This is a genomic window from Curtobacterium sp. MCBD17_023, from assembly GCF_003224415.1.
Lineage (GTDB): Bacteria > Actinomycetota > Actinomycetes > Actinomycetales > Microbacteriaceae > Curtobacterium.
Genome location: NZ_QKLJ01000007.1, coordinates 52,050 through 73,183 on the forward strand (window position 1 = coordinate 52,050; position 21,134 = coordinate 73,183).

Sequence of the window (21,134 nt, forward strand, 5' to 3'; positions counted from 1 at the left end):
CCAGCGCCCGCGACTCCAGTGACAGGGAACGACAACACCGTGACCACGCCCGTCCGCCCGAAGCCCGACACCGTCCAGGACGCCGCCGAGACGCCCGACAAGGAGCAGCCGTACGCGGCCCTCGGGCTCAAGGACGACGAGTACGCGAAGATCCGCGAGATCCTCGGCCGCCGCCCCACCTCGGGCGAGCTGGCGATGTACTCGGTCATGTGGTCCGAGCACTGCTCGTACAAGTCGAGCAAGAACTACCTCCGCCAGTTCGGCCAGAAGGTCACGCCGGAGATGAAGAAGAACCTGATGGTCGGCATGGGCGAGAACGCCGGAGTCGTCGACGTGGGTGACGGCTGGGCGGTGACCTTCAAGGTCGAGTCGCACAACCACCCCTCCTACGTGGAGCCGTACCAGGGCGCTGCCACCGGTGTCGGCGGGATCGTCCGCGACATCATCTCGATGGGCGCACGTCCGGTCGCGGTCATGGACCAGCTCCGCTTCGGTGCCATCGACCACGAGGACACCGCCCGCGTCGTGCACGGCGTCGTCGGCGGCATCTCGTTCTACGGCAACTGCCTCGGCCTGCCGAACATCGGCGGCGAGACCTACTTCGACCCGGTGTACCAGGGCAACCCGCTCGTCAACGCCCTCGCGGTCGGTGTCCTCCGTCACGAGGACCTGCACCTGGCGAACGCGTCCGGCGCCGGCAACAAGGTCGTGCTCTTCGGTGCCCGCACCGGTGGCGACGGCATCGGCGGCGCGTCGATCCTGGCGTCCGACACCTTCACCGAGGGCGGCCCGACCAAGCGTCCCGCCGTCCAGGTCGGCGACCCGTTCGCCGAGAAGGTGCTCATCGAGTGCTGCCTCGAGCTGTTCCAGAAGGAGCTCGTCGAAGGCATCCAGGACCTCGGCGCCGCGGGCATCTCGTGCGCGACCTCCGAGCTCGCGAGCAACGGCGACGGCGGCATGCACATCTCGCTCGACGACGTCCTGCTGCGCGACCCCTCGCTCACGGCAGAGGAGATCCTCATGTCGGAGAGCCAGGAGCGCATGATGGCGGTCGTTCGCCCCGACAAGCTCGACGCCTTCCTGCAGGTCGTCGGCAAGTGGGAGGTCGAGACGAGCGTCCTCGGCGAGGTCACCGGCACCGGCCGCCTCGTCATCGACTGGCAGGGCCAGGAGATCGTCAACGTCGACCCGCGCACGGTCGCCGTCGACGGTCCGGTGTACGACCGCCCGGTCGCGTACCCGACCTGGATCGACGCACTCCAGGCCGACGGCGCCGAGTCGCTCGACCGCCCGGAGACCGGCCCCGCCCTCAAGGCGCAGGTCCTGCAGCTGCTCGGCTCCCCGAACCTGTCCTCGAAGAACTGGGTCACGAACCAGTACGACACCTACGTGCTCGGCAACACGGCGCTGTCCTTCCCCGACGACGGCGGCATGGTCCGCGTCGACGAGGAGACCGGGCTCGGCGTCGCGATCGCCACCGACGCGAACGGCCGCTACTGCCAGCTCGACCCGAAGCAGGGCGCTCGTCTGGCCCTCGCCGAGGCGTACCGGAACGTCGCCGTCACCGGTGCCGTCCCGGCTGCCGTGACCGACTGCCTGAACTTCGGCTCGCCGGAGAACCCCGAGGTGATGTGGCAGTTCTCCGAGGCCGTCGAGGGCCTCGCGGACGGCTGCATGGAGCTCGGCATCCCGGTGACCGGCGGCAACGTGTCGTTCTACAACCAGACCGGTGACACCCCGATCCACCCGACGCCCGTCGTCGGCGTGCTCGGCGTGATCGACGACGTCGCCAAGCGGATCCCGTCCGGCTGGCAGGACGACGGCCACAACATCTACCTGCTCGGCACGACGAGCCTCGAGCTCGACGGGTCGGCCTGGGCCGGCACCGTGCACGGGCACCTCGGCGGTCGCCCGCCGGCGGTGGACCTCGGGCGCGAGAAGGCGCTGGCGGAGCTCCTGGCCGCCGCGGCCGACGAGCAGCTGCTCACGAGCGCCCACGACCTGGCGGACGGCGGCCTCGGCCAGACCCTCGCCGAGTCGGTCCTGCGCTTCGGCCTCGGCGCCCGGGTCGTGCTCGACGAGCTCGAGTCCCGCGACGGCGTCGACACCGCGACCGCACTGTTCTCCGAGTCGACCGGCCGCGTCATCGTGACCGTGCGCCGCGAGGACGACGTCCGCTTCCAGGGCCTCTGCAACGGCCGGGGCTACCCGGTCCTGCGCATCGGCGTGACCGACGCCGCGTCAGGCTCGCTCGAGGTCCAGGGTGCGTTCGAGGCGACGATCGACGAGCTCCGCGACGCACACCGCGCCACGCTGCCGTCGCACTTCGGCGACGTCATCCAGGAGAACGTGACCGAGGGCTACGTGGGCCGCGGCCCGCTCGACTCGCACGGCGCGTTCTCGCCCCGCACGGACGCCTGAACCCGGTGCCGATCGTCACGCTGCCCTTCCAGGAGCTGGTCGACCGGTTCGGTCCGGTGCCCGACGGCATCGAGCTGGACGTCTGGGACGTCGAGGCGCCGTACCCCCGGGCCGAGCAGGTCGCCATCGCCTTCCTGCCGTTCTACTTCGGTGGACGGCACCGGTGGCAGTACGTGCACGACCTGCCGAACCTCGAGCTGCTGCAGCTGCCGAGTGCCGGGTACGAGTGGGCGATCCCGCACGTCCCCGGTCACGCGCACCTGGCGAACGGCCGCGGCATCCACGACGACGAGACGGCGGAGCTCGCGGTCGGCCTGGCGCTGACCTCCCTCCGCGAGATCGCGGTGTTCCAGTTCGACCGGGTCGAGCAGCGGTGGGACTCGCGGGAGACCCGGTCCCTCGCCGACCGTCGGGTGACCGTCGTCGGCTACGGCGCGATCGGTTCCGCCATCGCCACCCGGTTCGAGGCGTTCCGCACCGAGGTCACCGTCGTCGCGCGCACGGCCCGCGTGCAGGACGGTCGTCAGGTGCACGCCTTCGGCGACCTGCCGGAACTCGCCCGCACCACGGACGTCCTCGTGCTCATCGCGCCGCTCACCGACGAGACCGAGGGACTGGTCGACGCGGAACTCCTCGCGGCGCTGCCCGACGGCGCCCTCGTGGTGAACGTGGCGCGCGGCAAGGTCGTGGACACGGACGCCCTGGTCGCCGAGCTGCGGTCCGGCCGGCTCTCGGCGGCGCTCGACGTCACCGACCCGGAGCCGCTCCCCGCCGACCACCCGCTGTGGACGACGCCGAACACCGTGCTCACGCCGCACGTCGGCGGCAACACGGACCTCAGCGTGCCGCGGTCCCTCGACCTGGTGCGCCGGCAGGTGTCGGCGCTGGCCGAGGGCCGGCCGTTCGAGAACCTCATCGAGGTCCCCGTCCACCAGGGCTGAGCCTCCAGGCGGACGCGGCCGCGGACGCGGCCGCGCCGGCTTCCCGACGGGCGCGACCCGCTCCCGGCGGCCTCGGGCGGGCCCCGCAGACGCGCCTCCCGGCGGACGCGGCCGACCGCCCGACGGGCGCGACTCGCCCCCCGCCTGATGCGGCCGACGTCCCCGGACGCGACCCGAGCCTCCCGGCCCTCAGCGCTCCTGGAGCGGGATGATGCAGGTCGGGCTGCCGACCGCGATCTGCCCGACGGCGTCGCCCGGCACACCGTCTGCACCGACCGGCAGCACCGCGACGGCGTCGGACATCTGGTTGGCGACGAGCAGGTACCCGGGCACGCGGGCGAAGTGCCGCGGCCACACGCCACCGGCCGACGCTGACCCGACGAACTGGAGCCCGCCGTCGGACGCGTCGAACACGACGATCTGGTCGCGCCCCCGGACGGCCACCGTGACGAGGCCGTGCTCGTCGACCTCGACGTGGCTGAGCAGCGAGGTGTCGACCGGCCCGTCGAAGGCGGCGGCAGCGCAGACCTCGCGGAGCGAGCCCGACTCGTCACGCCGCATCCGGTACACGCGACCGTCGAGCTCGCCGGCGACGACGAGGTCCCCGTCGAACCAGGCCATGTGTCGTGGTCCGGATCCGGGCGTCAGGTGGTGGACGCGCAGCGGCTCGATCGACACCGAGGCGGCATCGGCCACGACACGGAACTCGTGCAGGGCATCCCCTCCGAGGTCGGCGACCAGGACGGTCCCGTCCGGCGTGGCGATCGACTGATGGGCGTGCGGGCCCTCCTGGCGGTCCTCGACCGGTCCGGTCGCGTCGGGCAGGAGCACGGTGGCGACGGCTGCGTCCGGCAGCGCCGCGGACACACCGGTCCCCCGGCCGGCGATCCCGTGCCCCGAAGCCATACCGTCGGCAGCGGGAGCCGTGGCCGTGGTGCCGCCGACGATGCCGTCACTGGCGGAGACGGAGGCCGCGTAGGACTCCGCTGCCTCGAGCGACACCGCGGTGACCGTGCCCGAGACGTAGTTCGTGACGACGAGTGCCCCGGACGGGTCGACCCGGACGTGGCACGGCGCGTCCCCGCCAGCGGGCGCATCCCACAGATGCTCGAGAGCGGACCCGGACCGGCGGAACGCGTGCACCCCGCCGTCGGTCGTCTCCGAGACGGCGTACACGCGGTCCCCCGACACGGCGAGGAAGGACGGGTCGTCCAGCACCGCGACGGTCGAGGCGACGAGGGTGGCCTCGCCGGCGAACTGCCCGGGGCCGACGATCGAGATGCCCGTCGCGTTGCCCCCGCCGGTCGCCGTGTAGGACCCGACGAGCAGGTGCAGGTCGGGCAGGGTCACAGCTCGCCGACCGCGATGCGCTCGTGGTGGTGGATGACCTCGGCGACGATGAAGTTCAGGAACTTCTCCGCGAACGCGGGGTCGAGGTGCGACTCGGCCGCGAGGGACCGCAACCGTGCGACCTGGATCTGCTCACGCGAGGGGTCGGCCGCCGGCATGCCCGCCGCGGCCTTGAGGTACCCGACCCGCTGCGTGTACTTGAAGCGCTCGGCGAGCATGTGGATCACGGCGGCGTCGATGTTGTCGATGCTCTGCCGGATGCTCTGCAGTTCGGCGACGGCGTCCTCGTCGTTCGTGCTCGGGGCCTCGTTCATGCCCCGAGCCTACTGACCGAGCGCGGCCGGGACGAGGGGCGGACCCGAGCACCCATCGACTGCTGAGATGATGTCCTCATGACGGTTCTGCTCGCCATCTCCGGCGTCTTCGCGGTCCTGGCGGGCCTCGTGCACGTGTACATCTTCTTCCTGGAGTCCGTCGCGTGGACGAGCCCCCGGGTACGCCGCATCTTCGGCATCGCTTCCGACGCCGACGCGCAGGCCACGCGCGCGATGGCGTTCAACCAGGGCTTCTACAACCTGTTCCTCGCGATCGGCGCGGTCCTCGGCGTCGTGCTCGTGCTCGCGGACAACGGCGCGACCGGCTGGACGCTCGTCGTGTTCTCCTGCGCGAGCATGCTCGGTGCCGCGGTCGTCCTCGCGGGAACCGGCCGCAAGTACCTCAACTCCGCGTTCGTGCAGGGATCGTTCCCGCTCATCGCCCTGCTCTTCGCGTTCCTCGCGTCCACGTTCGGCGCCTGAGCCGGCACGGCCGCGGCGACTGCGAGTGGCGCCACCGGGCCCCGCGCAACAGAAACCGGCTCGAACCGCGGACTCCCGCAGTTCGAGCCGGTTCCCGTTGGGCCAGGCCGGTCGAGGCCTGACGCCGGGCGTCGGCCGGGAGGCCCGCGCCACCACGCTCGGGCCGCCGCCGGTCCGCCGGTACCCGCCCGCGCCTCCCGGCCGTCCAGCCCGGCGTCGCCGCCGCGCCGCCGCGCGCCCCGGCGCCTGCAAGCGGCGCCACCGGGCCCCGCGCAACAGAAACCGGCTCGAACCGCGGACTCCCGCAGTTCGAGCCGGTTCTCGTTGTGCCAGGCCGGTCGAGGCCTGGCGCCGGGGCGTCGGCCGGGAGGCCCGCCCCACCACACACGGGGCGCCGCCGGTCCGCCGGTACCGGCCGCACCTCCCGGCGTCAGCCCGGCGTCGCCGCCGCGCCGCCGCGCGCCCCGGCGCCTGCAAGCGGCGCCACCAGGCCTCGCACAACAGAAACCGGCTCGAACCGCGGAGTCCCGCGGTTCGAGCCGGTTTCTGTTGTGCGAGGCCGTTCAGCGCCGCCCGATCGCCGGCCCGCGAACCGCAGACCGGCTGCGCCAGCCGGCGGCGCCAGCCGACCGGCGGCCGCCGGCCGCCGGCCGGCGTCAGCCGAGCTTCGCCGCGAACTCGTCCGGCAGACGCTCGAGCGCCCACTCGATCGCCGCGGTGGTCCCCAGCGAGAACGCCGTCGAGACGTCCGAGTCGTCGATCACGATGGCGTGCCCGGCCTCGACCGACGGCACCTTCTTGAACAGCGGGTCCGAGGACGCCTTCGACGCCTCGACGTAGATCGGCAGCACGACGGTCAGGTCCGCGTCGAGCAGGTCGAGGTTCTCGTTCGACAGCGACACCGAGAACTCCTTGCCCGCAGCCTCGTCGATGGCCTTCGGGATCTCGAACCCGAGGTTCTGCATGAACGTGGCGCGGCTGTCGCGGGAGGCGTACACGCCGAAGCCCTCGGACGTGTACGCACCGATCGCCGCGGTCTTGCCCGCGAACTCGGGGTGCGCCTCGCGCGCGGCGGCGTAGGAGTCGTCGAGGTCGCTGAGGAGCTTCTTGCCCTCGCTCTCCTTGCCGAGTGCCTTCGAGATCATGTCGACCTGCTCCGTGGTGGACGCGAGGTAGTTCTCGCCGCCCTTCGGGATCGCGACGGTCGGGGCGATGGCGGACAGCTTGTCGTAGCGGTCCTTGTCGCCCGAGCTCTTCACGTCGAGGATCACGTCGGGCTTGAGCTTGAGGATCTCCTCGTAGCTGGGCTCGAGCGTGTCGATGATCTCCGGCGCCTTGTCGTAGGCGCCCTTGAGCCACGGGCCGACGCCCTCGCCACCGAAGGCGAGCCAGTCGCTGGCGCCGACGGGCTGCACGCCGAGTTCGAGTGCCGTCTCGGCGTCACCCCAGCCGAGGGCCACGACGCGCTTCGGGGCGGAGTCGATCGTCGTGGTGCCGAGGCCGGTCGTGATGGACACCGGGAAGGCCCCGTCGGACGAGCCTCCGCCGGAGGACTCGGACGAGGACGGGCTCGACGAGGAGCAACCGGTGAGTGCGAGGGAGACGGCGACGACGGCACCGGCCGCGGCGAGCACGCGCCCGAGGCGGCGCTTGGGGAGGGAGGTACGGATCACGAAGGGTAGCCTAACCTAAGCGCCGCTTCCCCGGGGGTCCGTGTGACGTCCGCGGACAGGCCGACGCCCGCGGACAGGCCGACGCCCGCGGCTAGGCTGCCGACGTGGCAGCCTTCCCCGACGCCGACCGGACGCAGCTCGCCGTCCTCGGCTCCCCCATCGCCCACTCCCTCTCCCCCGCGCTGCACGCGGCGGCCTACGACGTGCTCGGCCTCCCGTTCTCGTACGGGAGGCACGAGGTCGCGTCCGGCGGGCTCGCCGCGTTCGTCGCGGGGCTGGGTCCCGAGTGGCGCGGGCTCAGCCTGACCATGCCGCTCAAGCGCGAGGTGGTGCCGCTCCTCGACCGGACGACCCCGCTCGTCGACGAGCTCGGGGTCGCGAACATGGTCGCGTTCCGCCACGAGGGCTCCTCGGTCGTCCTCGCCGGCGCGAACACGGACGTCGAGGGGATCGTCCGCCCGGTCGCCGCACTCGGTCACGTGCCCGGCGAGGCCGTGATCCTGGGTGGTGGAGCGACCGCGGCGAGCGCCCTCACGGCGTCCCTGCGGCTCGGAGCCTCACTGGTGCGGGTGTTCCTGCGCGACACCGGCAAGGCGGGTGACCTCGTCATGCTCGCCGCCCGGCTCGGGGTCACGCTCGAGGTGCACCCCTTCGACGAGCTCGTGTCCGCCGGGCCGATGGGCTTCGTGGTGTCGACCCTGCCGGGAGGCGCAGCGGACGACCTGCCGCTCGTGCCGTCCGGGCCCGACGCGGTGCTGTTCGACGTGGCCTACGAACCGTGGCCGACCCGGGCCTCCACGGCGTGGACCGGAGCGGGTGGTCGCGTGCTGAACGGCCTCGACATGCTCAGCGAGCAGGCGATCGGGCAGATCCGCTTCTTCCTGACGGGGGACGAGGACGAGCTCCTGCCGTCCGAGGCCGAGGTCCGTCGGGCGATGCGCACTGCCGTGGGCCTGCCGCCGACGATCGGCTGACCCTTCCGCCGAGAGCCACCGCTGCGCTGTGGCCCGCGAGACGCCCCCGTCTGCCCGGGACGCCGCCGGACCGGGCCCGCGAGACGTCACGCCCGAGCCCGCGAAACGCCCCCGTCAGTCTTCGACGCCGCCGAGTGGCCGAGACGCCGCTGAATCTGGCGGCGTCTCGGCCAGCTCGCGGCATCTCGGTCAGCTCGCGGCGTTCCGCGCGGACGCCCCCGTCTCGCGCGCACCGGCCCGAGCCTGGGCGGTCAGGCCACGACACCGTCGACGTAGTACCAGCGGCCGGCCTCGCGGACGAACTCGCTCGTCTCCTCGAGTGTCCCGCGCTCGGTGTCGGCGCGCCACCACGCGCGGAACGTGACCGTGCCCGCGGTGTCGAACGGGCCTCCCGACCGGGTCGCGACGATGTCGAGCCGCGTCCACCGCTGCGCCGGGTCGAGGTCGAGCGTCGCCGGGCGCGTGCTCGGGTGCCAGCTGTCCAGGAGGTACCGAGGCAGGCCGAGCGCGAAGGCGGAGAACCGTGAGCGCATGAGCCGCTCCGCGGTCGGTGCAGGCGCGCCGGCGTGCAGGGGCCCGCAGCACTCGTCGTAGGGGTTCCCGCTCAGGCAGGGGCAGCGCTCGGTGCTCACCGCTCCAGCCTAGGGAGCGGCGAGCACCGCACGAGCATCAGTCGACGAGCGAGAGCGTCACCGTGATGTTGCCGCGCGTGGCGTTCGAGTACGGGCAGATGGTGTGTGCGAGCTCGACCAGGCGCTGCCGCGAGGTGCCCTCGACGGCGGGCGCGTAGACGTCGAGTTCGACCGCGAGGCCGAAGCCACCCGTGCCGTTGCCACCGATGCTGACCTCGGCGGAGACCTCGGCGCCGGTGGTGTCGAGCTCGAGCTGCTTCCCCGCGACGTGCAGCGCGCCGAGGAAGCACGCGGCGTACCCGGCGGCGAACAGCTGCTCGGGGTTGGTGCCCTCGCCGCTGCCACCCATCTCCTTCGGCGGGCGGGTGTCGAGGTCGATGCGGTCGTCCTCGGTGCGGACGTGTCCGTCGCGGCCACCCCCGGTGGCGTGGGCGGCTGCGGTGTAGACGATGTCGAGAGTCATGGCCCCAGGTCAGCGACCGTCACTGGACGATCGCTGGGGAGGCGCGGGACGGCGCTGCTCGTCGGCCCGGCTGGCGAGCGGCGTCGGGCGTGTCCGGACTCCCGCGCACGCGAGCGTCCGGCGGTCGGTTCAGCTGATGAAGGTGTCGACGATCGCCGTCGCGTCCGCGACGACCGACCGCTCCCACTGCTGCCGGGTCTTCCGGATGCGCGTGACGACCAGACCGTGCAGGGCGATCCAGAGCAGGTCCGCCTGCAACCGTTCGTCCCGGTCGCCCGCGGGCAGGCCGACGAGGAGGGCGTCGAGGCGGCTCTGCAGTCGGTCGATCCCGGACTCGACCGTCGCCGGGTTCTCCAGCAGGTCCCGCCCCTCGAACAGCAGCTGGTACGCGCCGGGGTTCGCGACCGCCCAGGTGACGTACGCGCTCGCGGTGGTCCGCAACGCCGTGGCGCGGTCGTCGGTCGACTCGCTCGCGCCTGCGTCGTCGATCGCCGTGGTGAGCGCGGTGAGGCTCTGGCTGGCCACGGCGATGAGCAGCGCCTGCTGGGACGGGAAGTGCCGGTACACGGCGGTCGCCGAGACGCCACAGGCACGCGCGGTCTCCCTGAGGGACGGCGGGGTGACGGCCAGGCGCTGCGACAGCAGGTCCGTCGCGGCTGCGAGGAGGTCGTCCCGCAGCTGGTCGCCCGTGCGGGTACGCGACGTGTTCGTCATGGAGCAACTGTTGCACGCACGAGAGGTTGACACCCGTTAACCCCTGCACGTAGGTTTACACCCGTCAACCTCGAAGGAGCAGTCCATGGACCACACCGACACCACAGCGCTCGTCACCGGCGCGAGTTCCGGCATCGGACGCGAGTTCGCCCGTGCCCTGGCCGCGCGCGGAGCCGACCTGGTGCTGGTCGCGCGCCGGGCCGACGTCCTCGAGGATCTGGCGCAGTCACTCCGGGCCGCGCACGGAAGGGTGGTGACCGTCGTGCCGCTCGACCTCACGCAGCCGGCGAGCGGCACGCGCCTGCTCACTGAACTCGACCGGCTGGGCGTCCGCGTGGACACGGTGGTGAACTGCGCGGGCATCGGTCTGACCCGCGACTTCGTGGACAGCACGCCGTCCGAACTGGAGGACCAGCTCGCCGTCAACGTCGACGCCGTCGTCGACGTGTGCCACGCGTTCCTCCCCCGGCTCGTGTCCTCCGGCCGCGGCGTGCTGCTCAACGTCGCGAGCCTCACGGCGTACATGCCGACGCCGGGGATGGCGGTCTACGCAGCCTCGAAGGCCTTCGTCCTGCGGTTCACCGAGGCGTTGGCGTACGAGTTGCGCGACGCCGGGGTCACCGTCATGGCCTTCTCGCCCGGTCCGACGAAGACCGAGTTCTACCGGAACTCCGGCACGGACGAGGGTCGGGTGCGCTTCGAGACGCCCGAGCAGGTCGTGGCGGCCGCGTTCCGGGCCCTCGACAAGCCGACGCCCCCGGTCAGCGCCGTCTCGGGCAGTGCGAACACGCGGACCAGTCGCATCGCGCCGCTGCTGCCGCGGCGGACGGTCCTGCGCCTGGCCGACTCGTCCCCGAGGACGACGGCCTGACCTCGTCCCTACACCAGGACGGCCGCCGAGGAGGCATGAGCGGTAGACAGGGGACGTGTACCGACTCGGCTGGCAGGTGTTCCGCACGCAGTTCCGGCAGGACGTGTCCGTCGACCGGCTCCGACGTGCCCTGGTGGTCGGCGGTGTCGTCGCGGTCGGCATCGGTGTGCTGCTCGCAGTGACCGACGCAGGGACCGGCTGGATGGACGTCGGTCCGGGGCTTTCCCCACTCGTCGTCGTCCTGGGGGCGCTGGCGGCCGGACTCATCACGGTGTCGTGCTTCCCGGTGCGCCGCAGGGACGAACCGCCGGCGACGATCAACGGATACCAGGTCCGACCGGACACGATGCGGATCGCTCGGCACTCGGTGCAGCGGTACCTCGGCCGCAGGATGCCCGACATCGAGGCCGACGACCGGGCGGCCGTCCTCAACGACACTGCCCTGGTACGCCGGACGCTCGTGGTCGACGTCATGCGTGCGGCGCCTGGCCTCCTGGGGTTCGCGCTCATCGGTGTCGTGGCGCTCCTGCTCGGAGGTCGCCACGGTCTCGGGTTCCTCGCGGTCTTCGGCTACCTCGGACTCGTTCCCGACCGCATCCTCCGGCTCGGCCGGGCGGAGCGCGCCCACCGTGCCGCCGCTGCTCTCCCGCCGACCGGGCCGGGATCGACCACCCCGACCGGCCGGAACCGGTTCCCGTCCGGGTCGAAGGTCGGCCTGCCCGACGTCTGAGGTCGCAACCGGTGACCGTCACGGCAGGATGAGCCCATGGACACCCGCGCACTGTTCGCCGCGACCGCGCAGTCATTCGTCGACCTGGTCGCCGCACTGCCCTCCCCCGCCGAGGACGCAGCGCTGTGGTCCGCGCCGGCGCTCGGCGTCTGGGACCTCCGCGCGCTCGTCGGACGCACGAACCGCGCGCTCGGCACGGTGGCGACGTACGCCACGGCGCTCGACCACGACCACACCGGCCCGGAGTCCCGAAGCACCACGACGACCGTGACCGACCTCTCCGACGCGGTGGACTACCTCCGGACCGCGACCGGCACGGCGACCGACCCGGACGAGGTCGCCGCGCGCGGTGCCTCGGCCGGCGGGTCGCTGGGCACCGATCCGGCCGCCGCGGTGTCGGCCGCTCGCGACGACGCCCTGGCTGCCCTCGCGGCGGTCCCGTCGGGTGCCCGCATCTCGGTGGTCGGCGGCCTCCGTCTGCCGGTCGAGGAGTACCTGCGCACCCGCATGGTCGAACTGGTCGTGCACGGCAGTGACATCACGCGCGCCGCGGGCGCAGCGGGCACCACGGTCCCGTTCGCCCCGCCGCAGCCAGCGGTGGTCGCCGCCGCCGTGCTGCTCGCCGAGGTCGGGGCGCACCGCGGCGACGGCCCGCTGCTGCTCGCCGCCCTGACCGGCAGGGGTCCCCTGCCGGCGGGCTACTCCGTGCTCTGACCGTCAGCCCCGACGACACCGGCAACCCCGACGACACCAGCGGCACCACCGACAGCGGCACCCCCGACGACACCGGCAGCACCATCGACGCCGACCGCACCGCTGACGGCCCGCGCGATCCGCTGCACGGCGCCGTCGACGAGGGCTCGGCGTGCCGCGTCGTCGTCCTGCTCGGACTCGTGCACGAAGGCGGTCGCCCCGCGGACCGCTCCGCAGTAGTCGACGATGCCGTGCTCGATCTGCGTCCGGATCGCCTGCTCGTAGCCGTGCCGCTCGTACGTCCCGGCCGCGTCACCGGCGACCGGCAGCAGGTGCACGGTGAGGCGGCCGAGGTTCCGCCGCGTCCCACCGGCCGGGTCGACGTCGAACGCCCAGCCGTTGACGAAGACGCGGTCGACCCAGCCCTTCAGGAGCGCCGGCATCGACCACCAGTAGACCGGGAACACCAGCACGAGGTGGTCGGTGGCGTCGAGCCGCTGCTGCTCGCGGAGGACGTCGTCGGGGAGCGCACCGGTGCCGCGGTAGGCGTCCCGGTCAGCGGCGCCGAAGCGCGGGTCGAACCCCTCGGCGGCGAGGTCGACCAGCTCGACCTCGCCGGGGTGCAAGGCGGCCTGCAGCTGCCGGGCGATGCCCGCCGTGAGCGAGTCCGGGTCGGGGTGGGCGGTGACGATGAGGGTCTGCACGGCGGTCAGTCAAGCGGACCCGGCTGAGCCCGGACCGACGTCGGTGGAGCCGGGCACACTGGTCCCATGTGTGGCCGCTTCGTCGTCTCCGACACCACCGCTGACCTCCTGCCCGAGCTCGTCGGTGAGCTCGCCGCGCGCACCGAGCACGTCGACGAGGACACCGGCGAGGTGCACACCGGCCTCGCGCCGAGCTGGAACGTCGCGCCGACCGACCCCGTGTACGCGGTCCGGCAGCGGTACGGGCAGCGCGAGCTCCCGCAGATCAGCTGGGGTTTCGTGCCGAGCTGGGCGAAGGACTTCGCCAAGCAGCGCCCGAAGCCGATCAACGCCCGCATCGAGACCGTGGCGACGAGCGGCATGTTCAAGCGGGCCTTCGCCACGAACCGCTGCATCGTCCCCGCGCAGGGCTACTACGAGTGGGTCGTGCGCGAGGACGGCAAGGAACCCCACTTCGTGCACGAGCCCGGCGGCGCGCTGGCGATGGCGGGCGTGGTGAGCGCCTGGCCGGACCCGACCAAGCCCGAGGACGACCCGGACAAGTGGCGCCTGTCGCTCGCGATCATCACGCGGGACGCCCACGTGGCCCCGGGCGAGGTGCACGACCGCATGCCGGCGTTCCTCACCCCCGACGGCTACGACGCCTGGCTCGGCGAGGGTGCCGGCACGGACGACCTGCTCGCCCTGCTCGACCGGGAGTCGCTCGAGGTCGCTGCCGGCCTGCAGCAGTACGAGGTCGCCCGCACGGTGAACAGCGTCCGGAACGACGGCCCGCACCTCATCGACCCGGTCGCCTGACCGTCCGTTCCCCGGTCTGCGTGGACCCACGGCGGGTCGCCCGCGTGGCCGTCCGGACGAGCAGCCAGACCGCGGCGGAGATCGCGAGGAGGACGAGCACCAGGCAGATGCTCCAGGCGATGTCGTACCCGAAGGGGATGACGGGGTTGTGTACTTCCTGCGCGATCACCGTCGCGGCGGTCCTGGACATGGCGTGTGGTCGACCTTCCCCCTCGCGCCGCAGCCACCCCTCGCGACTGCGTGGACGCCCGTCCGTTCTACCGCTGCCGACGAGACCACCACAAGCCCTCCTCGAGACCGTGACCACCCGGTGACACTGCCCCGGCGGCGCCACCGACGGACGGGAGGCCCGACCCCCGCGAGCCTGTCGACTCACGGAGGTCGGGCCTCCCGTCCGGTGCTGCGCGCCTAGCCGCGCCGACGCGGTCCGCTCACCGGCGCGACCATCCGCCGCCGCAGCAGCAGCGCCGCCCCGGCGAGCACGAGGGCGAACGCCCCGAGCCCGAGCCCGAGCAGCCCGGTGCTGCCGGTGAAGGCGAGCGCCGCGACGTGCACGACGGCGGCGAGGCCGGTCGGGTACCGGACGGTGATCGTCGCGGTGACGACCTGTCCGGCGGTGTCCTGGACCGTGTAGTCGGCCGTCAGCGTGCCGTGGTGGTCGCGCTCCGGGGTGAAGGTGACCGCACCGTCCTCGACGCTCCAGGTGCCGGATCCGTCCACGGTGAAGCGATCGGTCATGTGCCCGGTGGCGGGGTCGAGCAGGTGCAGGGTGTCGGTGTCGAACGTGCTGCCGCCGGTCGGGGTGTCGTTCCCGAGCGGTGTGACGGTCAGGCGCTCGCCCGTCCTGCCGGTGCGCTCGTCGTCGCGGGCGACCGCTGCGGCGACGACCCGGATGGTCGCGGTCGCGGTGGTCGTCTGCCCGGAGGCGTCGGTCACCGCGTACACGAACGTGTCCGTCCCGGTGAAGCCCGCGGCCGGCGTGTAGACGTACGACCCGTCGGCGTGCACGCGGACCGTGCCGTGCTCGGCCTTCCGGTGCAGGCCCGTGGTGAGCGCGGTGCCGTCGTCGTTGCGGAGCAGGCCGTGCCGGGCGTCGACGGCGAGCGGTGTGCCGGCGACGGTGCTGCCGGTGTCGTCGACCGCGGTGACCCCGACGGTCACGGTGACGGTCGCGTCGGTGCGCTGGCCGGCGGCGTCCTGCGCCGTGTACGGCACGGTGTCGACGCCGGAGAACCGCTTCGCCGGGGTGTAGACGAACGTGCCGTCCGCGGCGAGTGTGGCGGTGCCGTGCGCTGCGGTCCCGACGGCGACGACGGTCAGGTCGGTGCCCGAGTCGTTGCCGAGGACGCCGGGGCCGCGCACGGTGACGGGCTTGCCGGCACTCGTGCGGGTGGCGTCGTCGGTCGCGGTCGGGGTGACGTCGATCGCGACGAGGGCGACGGCGGTGTTCTCCTCGGAGTCGTGCGCCGTGTAGGTGAACCAGTCGCGGCCGGACCAGTCGGCGGTCGGGGTGTACTCGTACGACCCGTCCTTCGCGAGCGTGATCCGCCCGTGCCGCGGCTCGACGTCGAGCGACGCCCAGAGCCCGGTGCCGGCGTCGTCGGACAGGACGCCCTTCGCCGCGGACATCCGGACGACGCCGTTCGTCGTCGTGGTGCTCCAGTCGTCGCCGGCGACGGCACCGACCAGGACGACGACGGTGGCCGCGGTGGTCTGCCCGGAGGCGTCGGTCACCTCGTACCGGAAGCGGTCGGTCCCGGAGGTGCCGGCCGCCGGCGTGTAGACGAGTCCGCCGTCGGTGCCCGTGGTGACGGTGCCCCGGCGGGCGTCGCCGTGGCCGGTGACGGTCAGGCCGGTGCCGGAGTCGTTGCCGGTGAGGGTCGTGCCGGCGATGGCGAGCGGCGTACCCGCGGGGGTCTTCAGCACGTCGTCGACGGCCGTCGGGGTGACGGTGACGGTGACGGTCGCCGAGGCGGTGCCGCCGGTCGGGTCGACCACGGTGTAGCGGAACGTGTCCGTTCCCGAGAAGCGGTCGGCGGGGACGTAGGTCACCGTGCCCGCGCCGGTCACGCGCACGGTGCCGTGCGCCGGGGCGCCCTGGGCCGCGGTGCCGACGCCGCTGACCCGCAGCGAGGTGCCCGAGTCGTTGCCGGTCACGTCGACGGCGATCGGGGTGCCGGCCGTGGTGCTGGCGGTGTCGTCGACGGCCTTCGGGACGATGGTGATCGTCACGGTGCCGGTCGTGGTCGTGCCGGAGCCGTCGGTCACGGTCACGTCGAAGGTGTCCGGGCCGGAGTAGCCCGGCTTCGGCGTGTACGTGTACGAGCCGTCCCGGTCGACCTCGACCGCGCCGTGGTCCGGTGCGGTGTGGTCGGTGACCTGCAGGTCGGTGCCGGTCGAGCCCTGCAGCACACCCTGGTCGGCGGGGACGACGAGCTCGCCGTCCGCGGTGGCGCTCGAGTCGGAGGCGGCGAGGACCGGCGTGACGGTGATCGTCAGGGTGCTGGTCGCGGTGCTGCCGGAGGCGTCGGTCACGGTGACGGTGACGTGGTCGATGCCCGACCAGCCGGCGGCGGGCACGTACGTGACGGAGCCGTCCACGTCGACCGTGGCGGTGCCGGAGGCGCCGTTCGTGACGCCGGTGACGACCAGCCCGGTGCCGGAGTCGTCGGCGGTGAGCGATGCCGAGGTGGCGGTCACCGGGTGCCCGGCCGGGGTCGTGCGGGCGTCGTCGCCGGCGCTCGGGGTGACGAGGACCATGACGACACCGGTCGAGGCGTTACCCGAGCCGTCGGTCGCCGTGTAGGTGAAGGTGTCCGTCCCGGAGAAGCCGTCGGCCGGCGTGTACGTGTACGAGCCGTCGGCCGCGAGGGCGAGGGTGCCGTGTGCGGGCCGCTGGTCGACGGTCGCGGTCAGGTCGGAGCCGCGGTCGTTCGCCAGGACACCGGTCGCCTTCGGCACGGTCAGCGTCGAGCCGGCGGTGACGGTGGCGCTGTCACGCATCGCCATCGGCCCGACGACGACCAGGACCGTCGCGGTCGCGGACTGCCCGGAGGCGTCGGTCACCGTGTACGTCAGGGTCTCGGTCCCGGAGAACCCGCGCTCCGGCGTGTAGACGACCGAGCCGTCCGCACCGAGGGTGACGGCTCCGTGTGCGGCACCGCTCACTCCCGTGACGGTGAGGCCGCTGCCGGAGTCGTTCCCGAGCAGCGTGGCCGCGGCGACGGTGAGCGGCCGGCCGGAGGCGGTGCCGACGGTGTCCGCCGTCGCGACGGGCCGCACCGTGACGGTCACGGTCACCGGGTCGGTGGTCCGCCCGGCGGCGTCGGTGGCCTCGTACGTGAACGAGTCCGTGCCGGAGAAGCCGGCGGCGGGCGTGTACGTGACCGAGCCGGAGCGCTCGACGACGGCCGTGCCGTTGGTCGGCTTCGTGGCGACGGCCGTGCGGAGCCCGGACCCGGCGTCGTTGCGCTGAACGTCGATCGTCGTCGGCCGGTTCGCCGAGGTCGTCGCGGTGTCGTCCTGCGCCACCGGGGTGACGACGAGCCGCACCGTGGCGGTCACGGGCGTCCCGGCGGTGTCGGTGGCCGTGTACGTGAACGAGTCGTCGCCGGAGAAGCCGTCGACCGGCGTGTACCGGAACGCACCGGTGGCCGCGTCGAGGACGAGGACGCCGGAGGTCGGCTCGGTGTGGCTCGCGACGGTCAGGCCGGTGCCCGAGTCGTTGCCGAGCACGCCGGTCGCGCGGGTGGTGCGGGTCAGGGTCTCCCCCGCCCGGACCGTGCCGGAGTCGGCTGCCGCCACGGGGGCGACCACCACGGTCACGGTTCCGGTGCCGGTCGATCCGTTCGCGTCCGTGACCGTGTAGCCGAAGGTGTCCGTGCCGGAGAAGCCGTTCGCAGGCGTGACGGTGATCGAGCCGTCGGCGCCGAGGGTGACGGTGCTGTGCGCGCCGTCCGTGACGGCGGTGACCGTCAGGCCGACGCCGGAGTCGTTGCCGGTCAGGGCCCCCGAGGTCACGACGAGCGACTGCCCCGCGACGGTGGTGAGCGTGTCGTCACCGGTGCTCGGCTTCACGGTGACGGTGACGAGGCCGGTCGCCGGGGTGCCGGAGCCGTCGGTCGCCGTGTACGTGAACGTGTCCTTGCCGGAGAAGCCGTCCGCGGGCGTGTACGTGTACGAGCCGTCGGCCGCGAGCGCGAGGGTGCCGTGCGCGGGCCGCTGGTCGACGGTCGCGGTCAGGTCGGAGCCGCGGTCGTTCGCCAGGACACCGGTCGCCTTCGGCACGGTCAGCGTCGAGCCGGCCGTGACGGTGGCGCTGTCGCGCATCGCCATCGGTCCGACGAGGACGGTGATCGTCGCCGTGGTGGTCTGCCGGGAGGCGTCGGTCACCGTGTACGTGAGGGTCTCGGTCCCGGAGAACCCGGCTGCCGGCGTGTAGACGACGGCGGCGTCGGCTGCGAGCGTGGCGGTGCCGTGCGCGGCACCGGTCACCTTCGTGACCGTGAGGCCGGTGCCAGCGTCGTTCCCGAGGAGCGTGGCCGCGGCGATCGTGACGGTCTGGCCCGCCTTGCCGCCGGCGGTGTCGGCCGTCGCGACCGGGGTGACCGTGATCGTGACGACCACGGGGTCGGTGGTCTGCCCGGCGGCGTCGGTCACCGTGTAGGTGAAGGAGTCGGTGCCGGAGGAGCCGGCGACGGGCGAGTACTGCACGGTGCCGTCGGTCCCGACCGCGACCGCCCCGTGTGCCGGCTGGCTGACGACGGCGGTGGTGAGTCCGGTGCCGTGGTCGTTCGCCTGCACGTCGACGGTCACGGGCCGGTTCGCGGGGGTGGTCGCGGCGTCGGCGGTGGCGGACGGCCGCACGGTGATCGTCACCGTGGCCGAGGTCGTCGCACCGGTGGCGTCCGTGGCGGTGTAGTCGAAGCGGTCGGCGCCGGAGAACCCGTCGGCGGGCGTGTAGGTGTAGGTGCCTGCGGCGGCGTCGAGCACCAGCGTGCCGTGTGCCGGGGTGCTCGAGGTCGCCACGCGGAGGCCGTCGCCGGCGTCGTTGCCGAGCACCCCGGTCGCGCGGGTCGTCGTGCTGACGGAGCTGCCGGCGTCCACCGTGGCGGTGTCGTCGACGGCCTTCGGGGCGACCCGGACGGTCACGGTGACGGTGTCGGACTTCCCGTTGCCGTCGACGACGGTCACGTCGAAGCCGTCGGTGCCGGAGTAGCCCGGGGCCGGCGTGTAGGTGGTGGTGCCGTCCTTCCCGACCACGACGGTGCCGTGTGCGGGCGTGGTGGTCCCGGCGACGGTCAGGTCGGTGCCGAGGTCGTTGCCGAGCAGTCCGGGAGCGGCGACCGTGGTGGTCTCGCCGGCGGTCGCACTGATGGTGTCGGCCTTCGCGGTCGGCAGGACGGTGATGCTGACCGTGCCGGTGATGGTCGCGCCGGCGCCGTCCTCCGCGGTGTAGGTGAAGGAGTCCGCGCCGGAGAACCGGGCGGTCGGCGTGTACACGTACGACCCGTCGGCGTCCACCGTCAGCGAGCCGTGCGCGGGGGCGCTGTTGCCGGTGACGGTCAGGCGCGAGCCGCGGTCGTTCGCGAGGACGCCGTCGGCGGCGCTGGCCGTGGCGGTCGATCCGGCGTGCACGCTGAAGGCGTCGTCCACCGCGGTCGGCGTGACCGTGATGGTGACGGTGCTCGTCGAGCTCTGCCCGCCGCCGTCGGTCGCGGTGTAGTCGAACTGGTCCGTCCCGGAGAACCCGGCGGCCGGGCTGTACGCGAAGCTGCCGTCCGCCGCGGGCATCGTCAGGGTGCCGTGGGCCGGGTCGGTGTGCTTCGTGACCGTGAGGCCGGTGCCCGCGTCGTTCCGCAGGACGCCGGCGGCCGGGACGGTGAGCGCGGTGCCGACGGGGGTCGAGTACGTGTCGGCGGTGGTGGTGGCGCGGACGAGCTGCATCCGGTTCGTGAAGGTCACGACGACGTCGGTGCCGTCGGAGCCCACGGCCTGCGGGAAGGTGAAGGCAGCGGTCGAGCCGGTGCCGGACGCCACGACGGTGCCGCTGTTGACGTCGACGGCCTTCCACGTGGTGTCGTAGTCCGCCAGGTCGGCGGTCCCGGCGGCCTTCTGGGTGACCGTGTACTTCTTGCCCGGCGTGGTGAGGATGGCGCCGGCCTTCTGGTCCTGCAGTCCGGTGGCGCTGCCGGTCGTGACGGTGGACGTGCCCTTGCTCGTCGCGGTGATGCCGTCGCCGGTGATGTCGAGGCCGAACTGGTCACCCGTGTGCCAACGCTGGTCGACACTCGTGCGACCCGTGACCGTGTCGGCGTAGTTGCAGCTGGCGAGGTCGCTCGCACCGAAGTTCCCGGTGACCGGGAAGCTCCGGACCTGGGTGCCCGAGGTGGGGTCGAGCTGGTAGATGGTGGTCGTCGAGACGGCGCTCGTGCCGGTGCCGCTGGTGGTCGTGTTCGAGACGTAGAGGTAGCCGTCCGACGAGAACGCGATGCCGGGGCTGTTCGTGCCCGACGGCAGCGTCGCGATCTCGGTGGTGCCCAGGTCCGTCTGGCCGGGGGCCGTCGGGACGGCCTCCGTGTTGACCCGGTAGACCTTGTCCGCCGCGACGACGAAGAAGAGCCCCTGCGAGCTGAAGGCGAAGTCGCCGTTGCCGGACTTCAGGCCGGTGATCTGTCCGACCTGTCCGATGGCCTTCTTCGCCACGGGGTCGTACGCCAGGAGCGCGCCGGCGTTGTCGCCGTAGTAGTAGTAGCCCGTGACCGGGTTCACCGCGCCGCGGATGATCGTCCGGACCTTGTCGGTGGCGACCGGCGACGAGGCGGTCCCGGTCTTCGGGTCGTAGGACCGCAGCGTGGCGGTGGTGTTGTTGCCCGCGGCGTACATCGCCGTGCCCTCGCGTGCGATGCCGAGGCCGTTGTTCGCCCCGGTGCCGAGGTCGGCGACGTCCACGGTCGAGCCCTTGCTCGTGCCCTGCGTGATGTCGATCGCGACGACCTTGCCGGCGCTGTTCGAGGCGTACAGCGTGTTCTGGTCGCAGACGAAGTGCCCGCCGTCCGTCGCCTGCACCGCGGCCGACGCCGGAGCGGTGGTCGCGACGGTGGCCGCCGTGCTGAGCCCTGCGCCGACGAGCAGTGCGGCGCCGAGCATGGCGAGGGGGCGGAGGCCGGACGTGCGGCGGGGCACGGCGGAGCCCTGGGGAGCAGGCAGCATGGGTCACTTTCGGGTCGAGACAGCGCGCCTGGCGCGTTCGAGGGCCCGAAGACTCGGGGAACGGCAGCCGACGCCGATCCCGATCCTGGCAGGAAGCTGAAGCCGCATGGGGACAAGCGGAGTCCCCAGTAGGGGGGACCAGCGCCAGACGACGGGGTACA

Annotated in this window: 17 protein-coding genes; 8 read left to right on the top strand and 9 right to left on the bottom strand. The window is 73.0% G+C overall.

The genetic code is table 11. The features are described 5' to 3' along the window. Positions 1–39: 39 nt before the first annotated feature. Together purL and DEI84_RS10225 are read left to right on the top strand one after the other, a co-directional pair. On the top strand, positions 40–2,421 hold the full coding sequence (gene purL, locus DEI84_RS10220; RefSeq protein ID WP_258371756.1) for a phosphoribosylformylglycinamidine synthase subunit PurL: 2,382 nt from the start codon (positions 40–42) through the stop codon (positions 2,419–2,421). A 5-nt stretch (positions 2,422–2,426) separates the two neighbouring features. Continuing rightward, on the top strand, positions 2,427–3,362 hold the full coding sequence (locus tag DEI84_RS10225; RefSeq protein ID WP_258365776.1) for a 2-hydroxyacid dehydrogenase: 936 nt from the start codon (positions 2,427–2,429) through the stop codon (positions 3,360–3,362). A 189-nt stretch (positions 3,363–3,551) separates the two neighbouring features. Here DEI84_RS10225 and DEI84_RS10230 read toward each other — a convergent pair whose 3' ends face one another. Together DEI84_RS10230 and DEI84_RS10235 are read right to left on the bottom strand one after the other, a co-directional pair. Beyond that, positions 3,552–4,712: a beta-propeller fold lactonase family protein gene (locus DEI84_RS10230; RefSeq protein WP_110890746.1), complete on the bottom strand. Its 1,161-nt coding sequence runs from the start codon at positions 4,710–4,712 to the stop codon at positions 3,552–3,554. Then, entirely contained in the window at positions 4,709–5,026 is a 318-nt protein-coding gene (locus DEI84_RS10235; protein WP_110823490.1) for a chorismate mutase, read from the bottom strand. The genes DEI84_RS10230 and DEI84_RS10235 overlap by 4 nt, the downstream gene beginning before the upstream one ends. 78 nt (positions 5,027–5,104) lie before the next feature. On the opposite strand from DEI84_RS10235, the gene DEI84_RS10240 reads away from it, so the two are divergent. Beyond that, positions 5,105–5,509 carry a DUF1304 domain-containing protein gene (locus tag DEI84_RS10240; RefSeq protein WP_220032815.1) on the top strand — a complete coding sequence of 135 codons (405 nt, stop codon included), beginning with the start codon at positions 5,105–5,107 and terminating at the stop codon, positions 5,507–5,509. Between the two features lie 656 nt (positions 5,510–6,165). On the opposite strand, the gene DEI84_RS10245 is transcribed toward DEI84_RS10240, so the two are convergent. Further along, positions 6,166–7,182 (bottom strand): iron-siderophore ABC transporter substrate-binding protein, encoded by a 1,017-nt coding sequence (locus DEI84_RS10245; protein ID WP_309146385.1) that lies wholly within the window; start codon positions 7,180–7,182, stop codon positions 6,166–6,168. 104 nt (positions 7,183–7,286) lie between these two features. Here DEI84_RS10245 and DEI84_RS10250 point away from each other — a divergent pair, with 104 nt between their 5' ends. Next, on the top strand, positions 7,287–8,156 hold the full coding sequence (locus tag DEI84_RS10250) for a shikimate dehydrogenase (protein WP_110890747.1): 870 nt from the start codon (positions 7,287–7,289) through the stop codon (positions 8,154–8,156). A gap of 251 nt (positions 8,157–8,407) precedes the next feature. Here the strand turns inward: DEI84_RS10250 and DEI84_RS10255 are convergent, their stop codons facing one another. The 3 genes from DEI84_RS10255 to DEI84_RS10265 all read right to left on the bottom strand — a co-directional run bounded on the left by DEI84_RS10255 (position 8,408) and on the right by DEI84_RS10265 (position 9,965). Beyond that, the gene (locus DEI84_RS10255) at positions 8,408–8,788 is read right to left on the bottom strand and encodes a YchJ family protein (RefSeq protein ID WP_110890748.1); all 381 of its coding nucleotides are present in this window, start codon (positions 8,786–8,788) and stop codon (positions 8,408–8,410) included. A 37-nt stretch (positions 8,789–8,825) separates the two neighbouring features. Continuing rightward, a complete protein-coding gene (locus DEI84_RS10260) occupies positions 8,826–9,251 on the bottom strand; it encodes an organic hydroperoxide resistance protein (RefSeq protein ID WP_110890749.1) in 426 nt (141 codons plus the stop codon). A 129-nt stretch (positions 9,252–9,380) separates the two neighbouring features. After that, entirely contained in the window at positions 9,381–9,965 is a 585-nt protein-coding gene (locus DEI84_RS10265; RefSeq protein WP_110890750.1) for a TetR/AcrR family transcriptional regulator, read from the bottom strand. 85 nt (positions 9,966–10,050) lie between these two features. On the opposite strand from DEI84_RS10265, the gene DEI84_RS10270 reads away from it, so the two are divergent. Genes DEI84_RS10270 through DEI84_RS10280 form a run of 3 tightly spaced genes read left to right on the top strand, consistent with a single transcriptional unit; the run spans position 10,051 to position 12,280 of the window. After that, positions 10,051–10,836: an SDR family oxidoreductase gene (locus tag DEI84_RS10270; protein WP_110890751.1), complete on the top strand. Its 786-nt coding sequence runs from the start codon at positions 10,051–10,053 to the stop codon at positions 10,834–10,836. 55 nt (positions 10,837–10,891) lie between these two features. Beyond that, complete coding sequence (locus DEI84_RS10275; RefSeq protein WP_110890752.1) at positions 10,892–11,566, top strand: hypothetical protein; 675 nt, start codon at positions 10,892–10,894, stop codon at positions 11,564–11,566. 36 nt (positions 11,567–11,602) lie between these two features. Beyond that, the gene (locus tag DEI84_RS10280) at positions 11,603–12,280 is read left to right on the top strand and encodes a maleylpyruvate isomerase N-terminal domain-containing protein (protein ID WP_110890753.1); all 678 of its coding nucleotides are present in this window, start codon (positions 11,603–11,605) and stop codon (positions 12,278–12,280) included. Here the strand turns inward: DEI84_RS10280 and DEI84_RS10285 are convergent. Beyond that, positions 12,265–12,963 carry an NAD(P)H-dependent oxidoreductase gene (locus tag DEI84_RS10285; protein WP_110890754.1) on the bottom strand — a complete coding sequence of 233 codons (699 nt, stop codon included), beginning with the start codon at positions 12,961–12,963 and terminating at the stop codon, positions 12,265–12,267. The two genes, DEI84_RS10280 and DEI84_RS10285, sit on opposite strands and share 16 nt — an antisense overlap. Positions 12,964–13,029: 66 nt before the next feature. On the opposite strand from DEI84_RS10285, the gene DEI84_RS10290 reads away from it, so the two are divergent. Then, the gene (locus DEI84_RS10290; protein ID WP_110890755.1) at positions 13,030–13,761 is read left to right on the top strand and encodes an SOS response-associated peptidase; all 732 of its coding nucleotides are present in this window, start codon (positions 13,030–13,032) and stop codon (positions 13,759–13,761) included. Here the strand turns inward: DEI84_RS10290 and DEI84_RS10295 are convergent. Next, on the bottom strand, positions 13,742–13,951 hold the full coding sequence (locus DEI84_RS10295; protein ID WP_110890756.1) for a hypothetical protein: 210 nt from the start codon (positions 13,949–13,951) through the stop codon (positions 13,742–13,744). The genes DEI84_RS10290 and DEI84_RS10295 overlap by 20 nt on opposite strands. Positions 13,952–14,169: 218 nt before the next feature. Then, complete coding sequence (locus DEI84_RS10300; protein ID WP_181420414.1) at positions 14,170–20,946, bottom strand: Ig-like domain-containing protein; 6,777 nt, start codon at positions 20,944–20,946, stop codon at positions 14,170–14,172. Positions 20,947–21,134: the final 188 nt, after the last annotated feature.

Bases quoted from the DNA above. Each gene is read 5' to 3' on its own strand.
- DEI84_RS10235 (WP_110823490.1), bottom strand. From the start codon at position 5,026: ATGAACGAGGCCCCGAGCACGAACGACGAGGACGCCGTCGCCGAACTG.
- DEI84_RS10240 (WP_220032815.1), top strand. From the start codon at position 5,105: ATGACGGTTCTGCTCGCCATCTCCGGCGTCTTCGCGGTCCTGGCGGGC.
- DEI84_RS10260 (WP_110890749.1), bottom strand. From the start codon at position 9,251: ATGACTCTCGACATCGTCTACACCGCAGCCGCCCACGCCACCGGGGGT.
- DEI84_RS10265 (WP_110890750.1), bottom strand. From the start codon at position 9,965: ATGACGAACACGTCGCGTACCCGCACGGGCGACCAGCTGCGGGACGAC.
- DEI84_RS10270 (WP_110890751.1), top strand. From the start codon at position 10,051: ATGGACCACACCGACACCACAGCGCTCGTCACCGGCGCGAGTTCCGGC.
- DEI84_RS10280 (WP_110890753.1), top strand. From the start codon at position 11,603: ATGGACACCCGCGCACTGTTCGCCGCGACCGCGCAGTCATTCGTCGAC.
- DEI84_RS10290 (WP_110890755.1), top strand. From the start codon at position 13,030: ATGTGTGGCCGCTTCGTCGTCTCCGACACCACCGCTGACCTCCTGCCC.
- DEI84_RS10295 (WP_110890756.1), bottom strand. From the start codon at position 13,951: ATGTCCAGGACCGCCGCGACGGTGATCGCGCAGGAAGTACACAACCCC.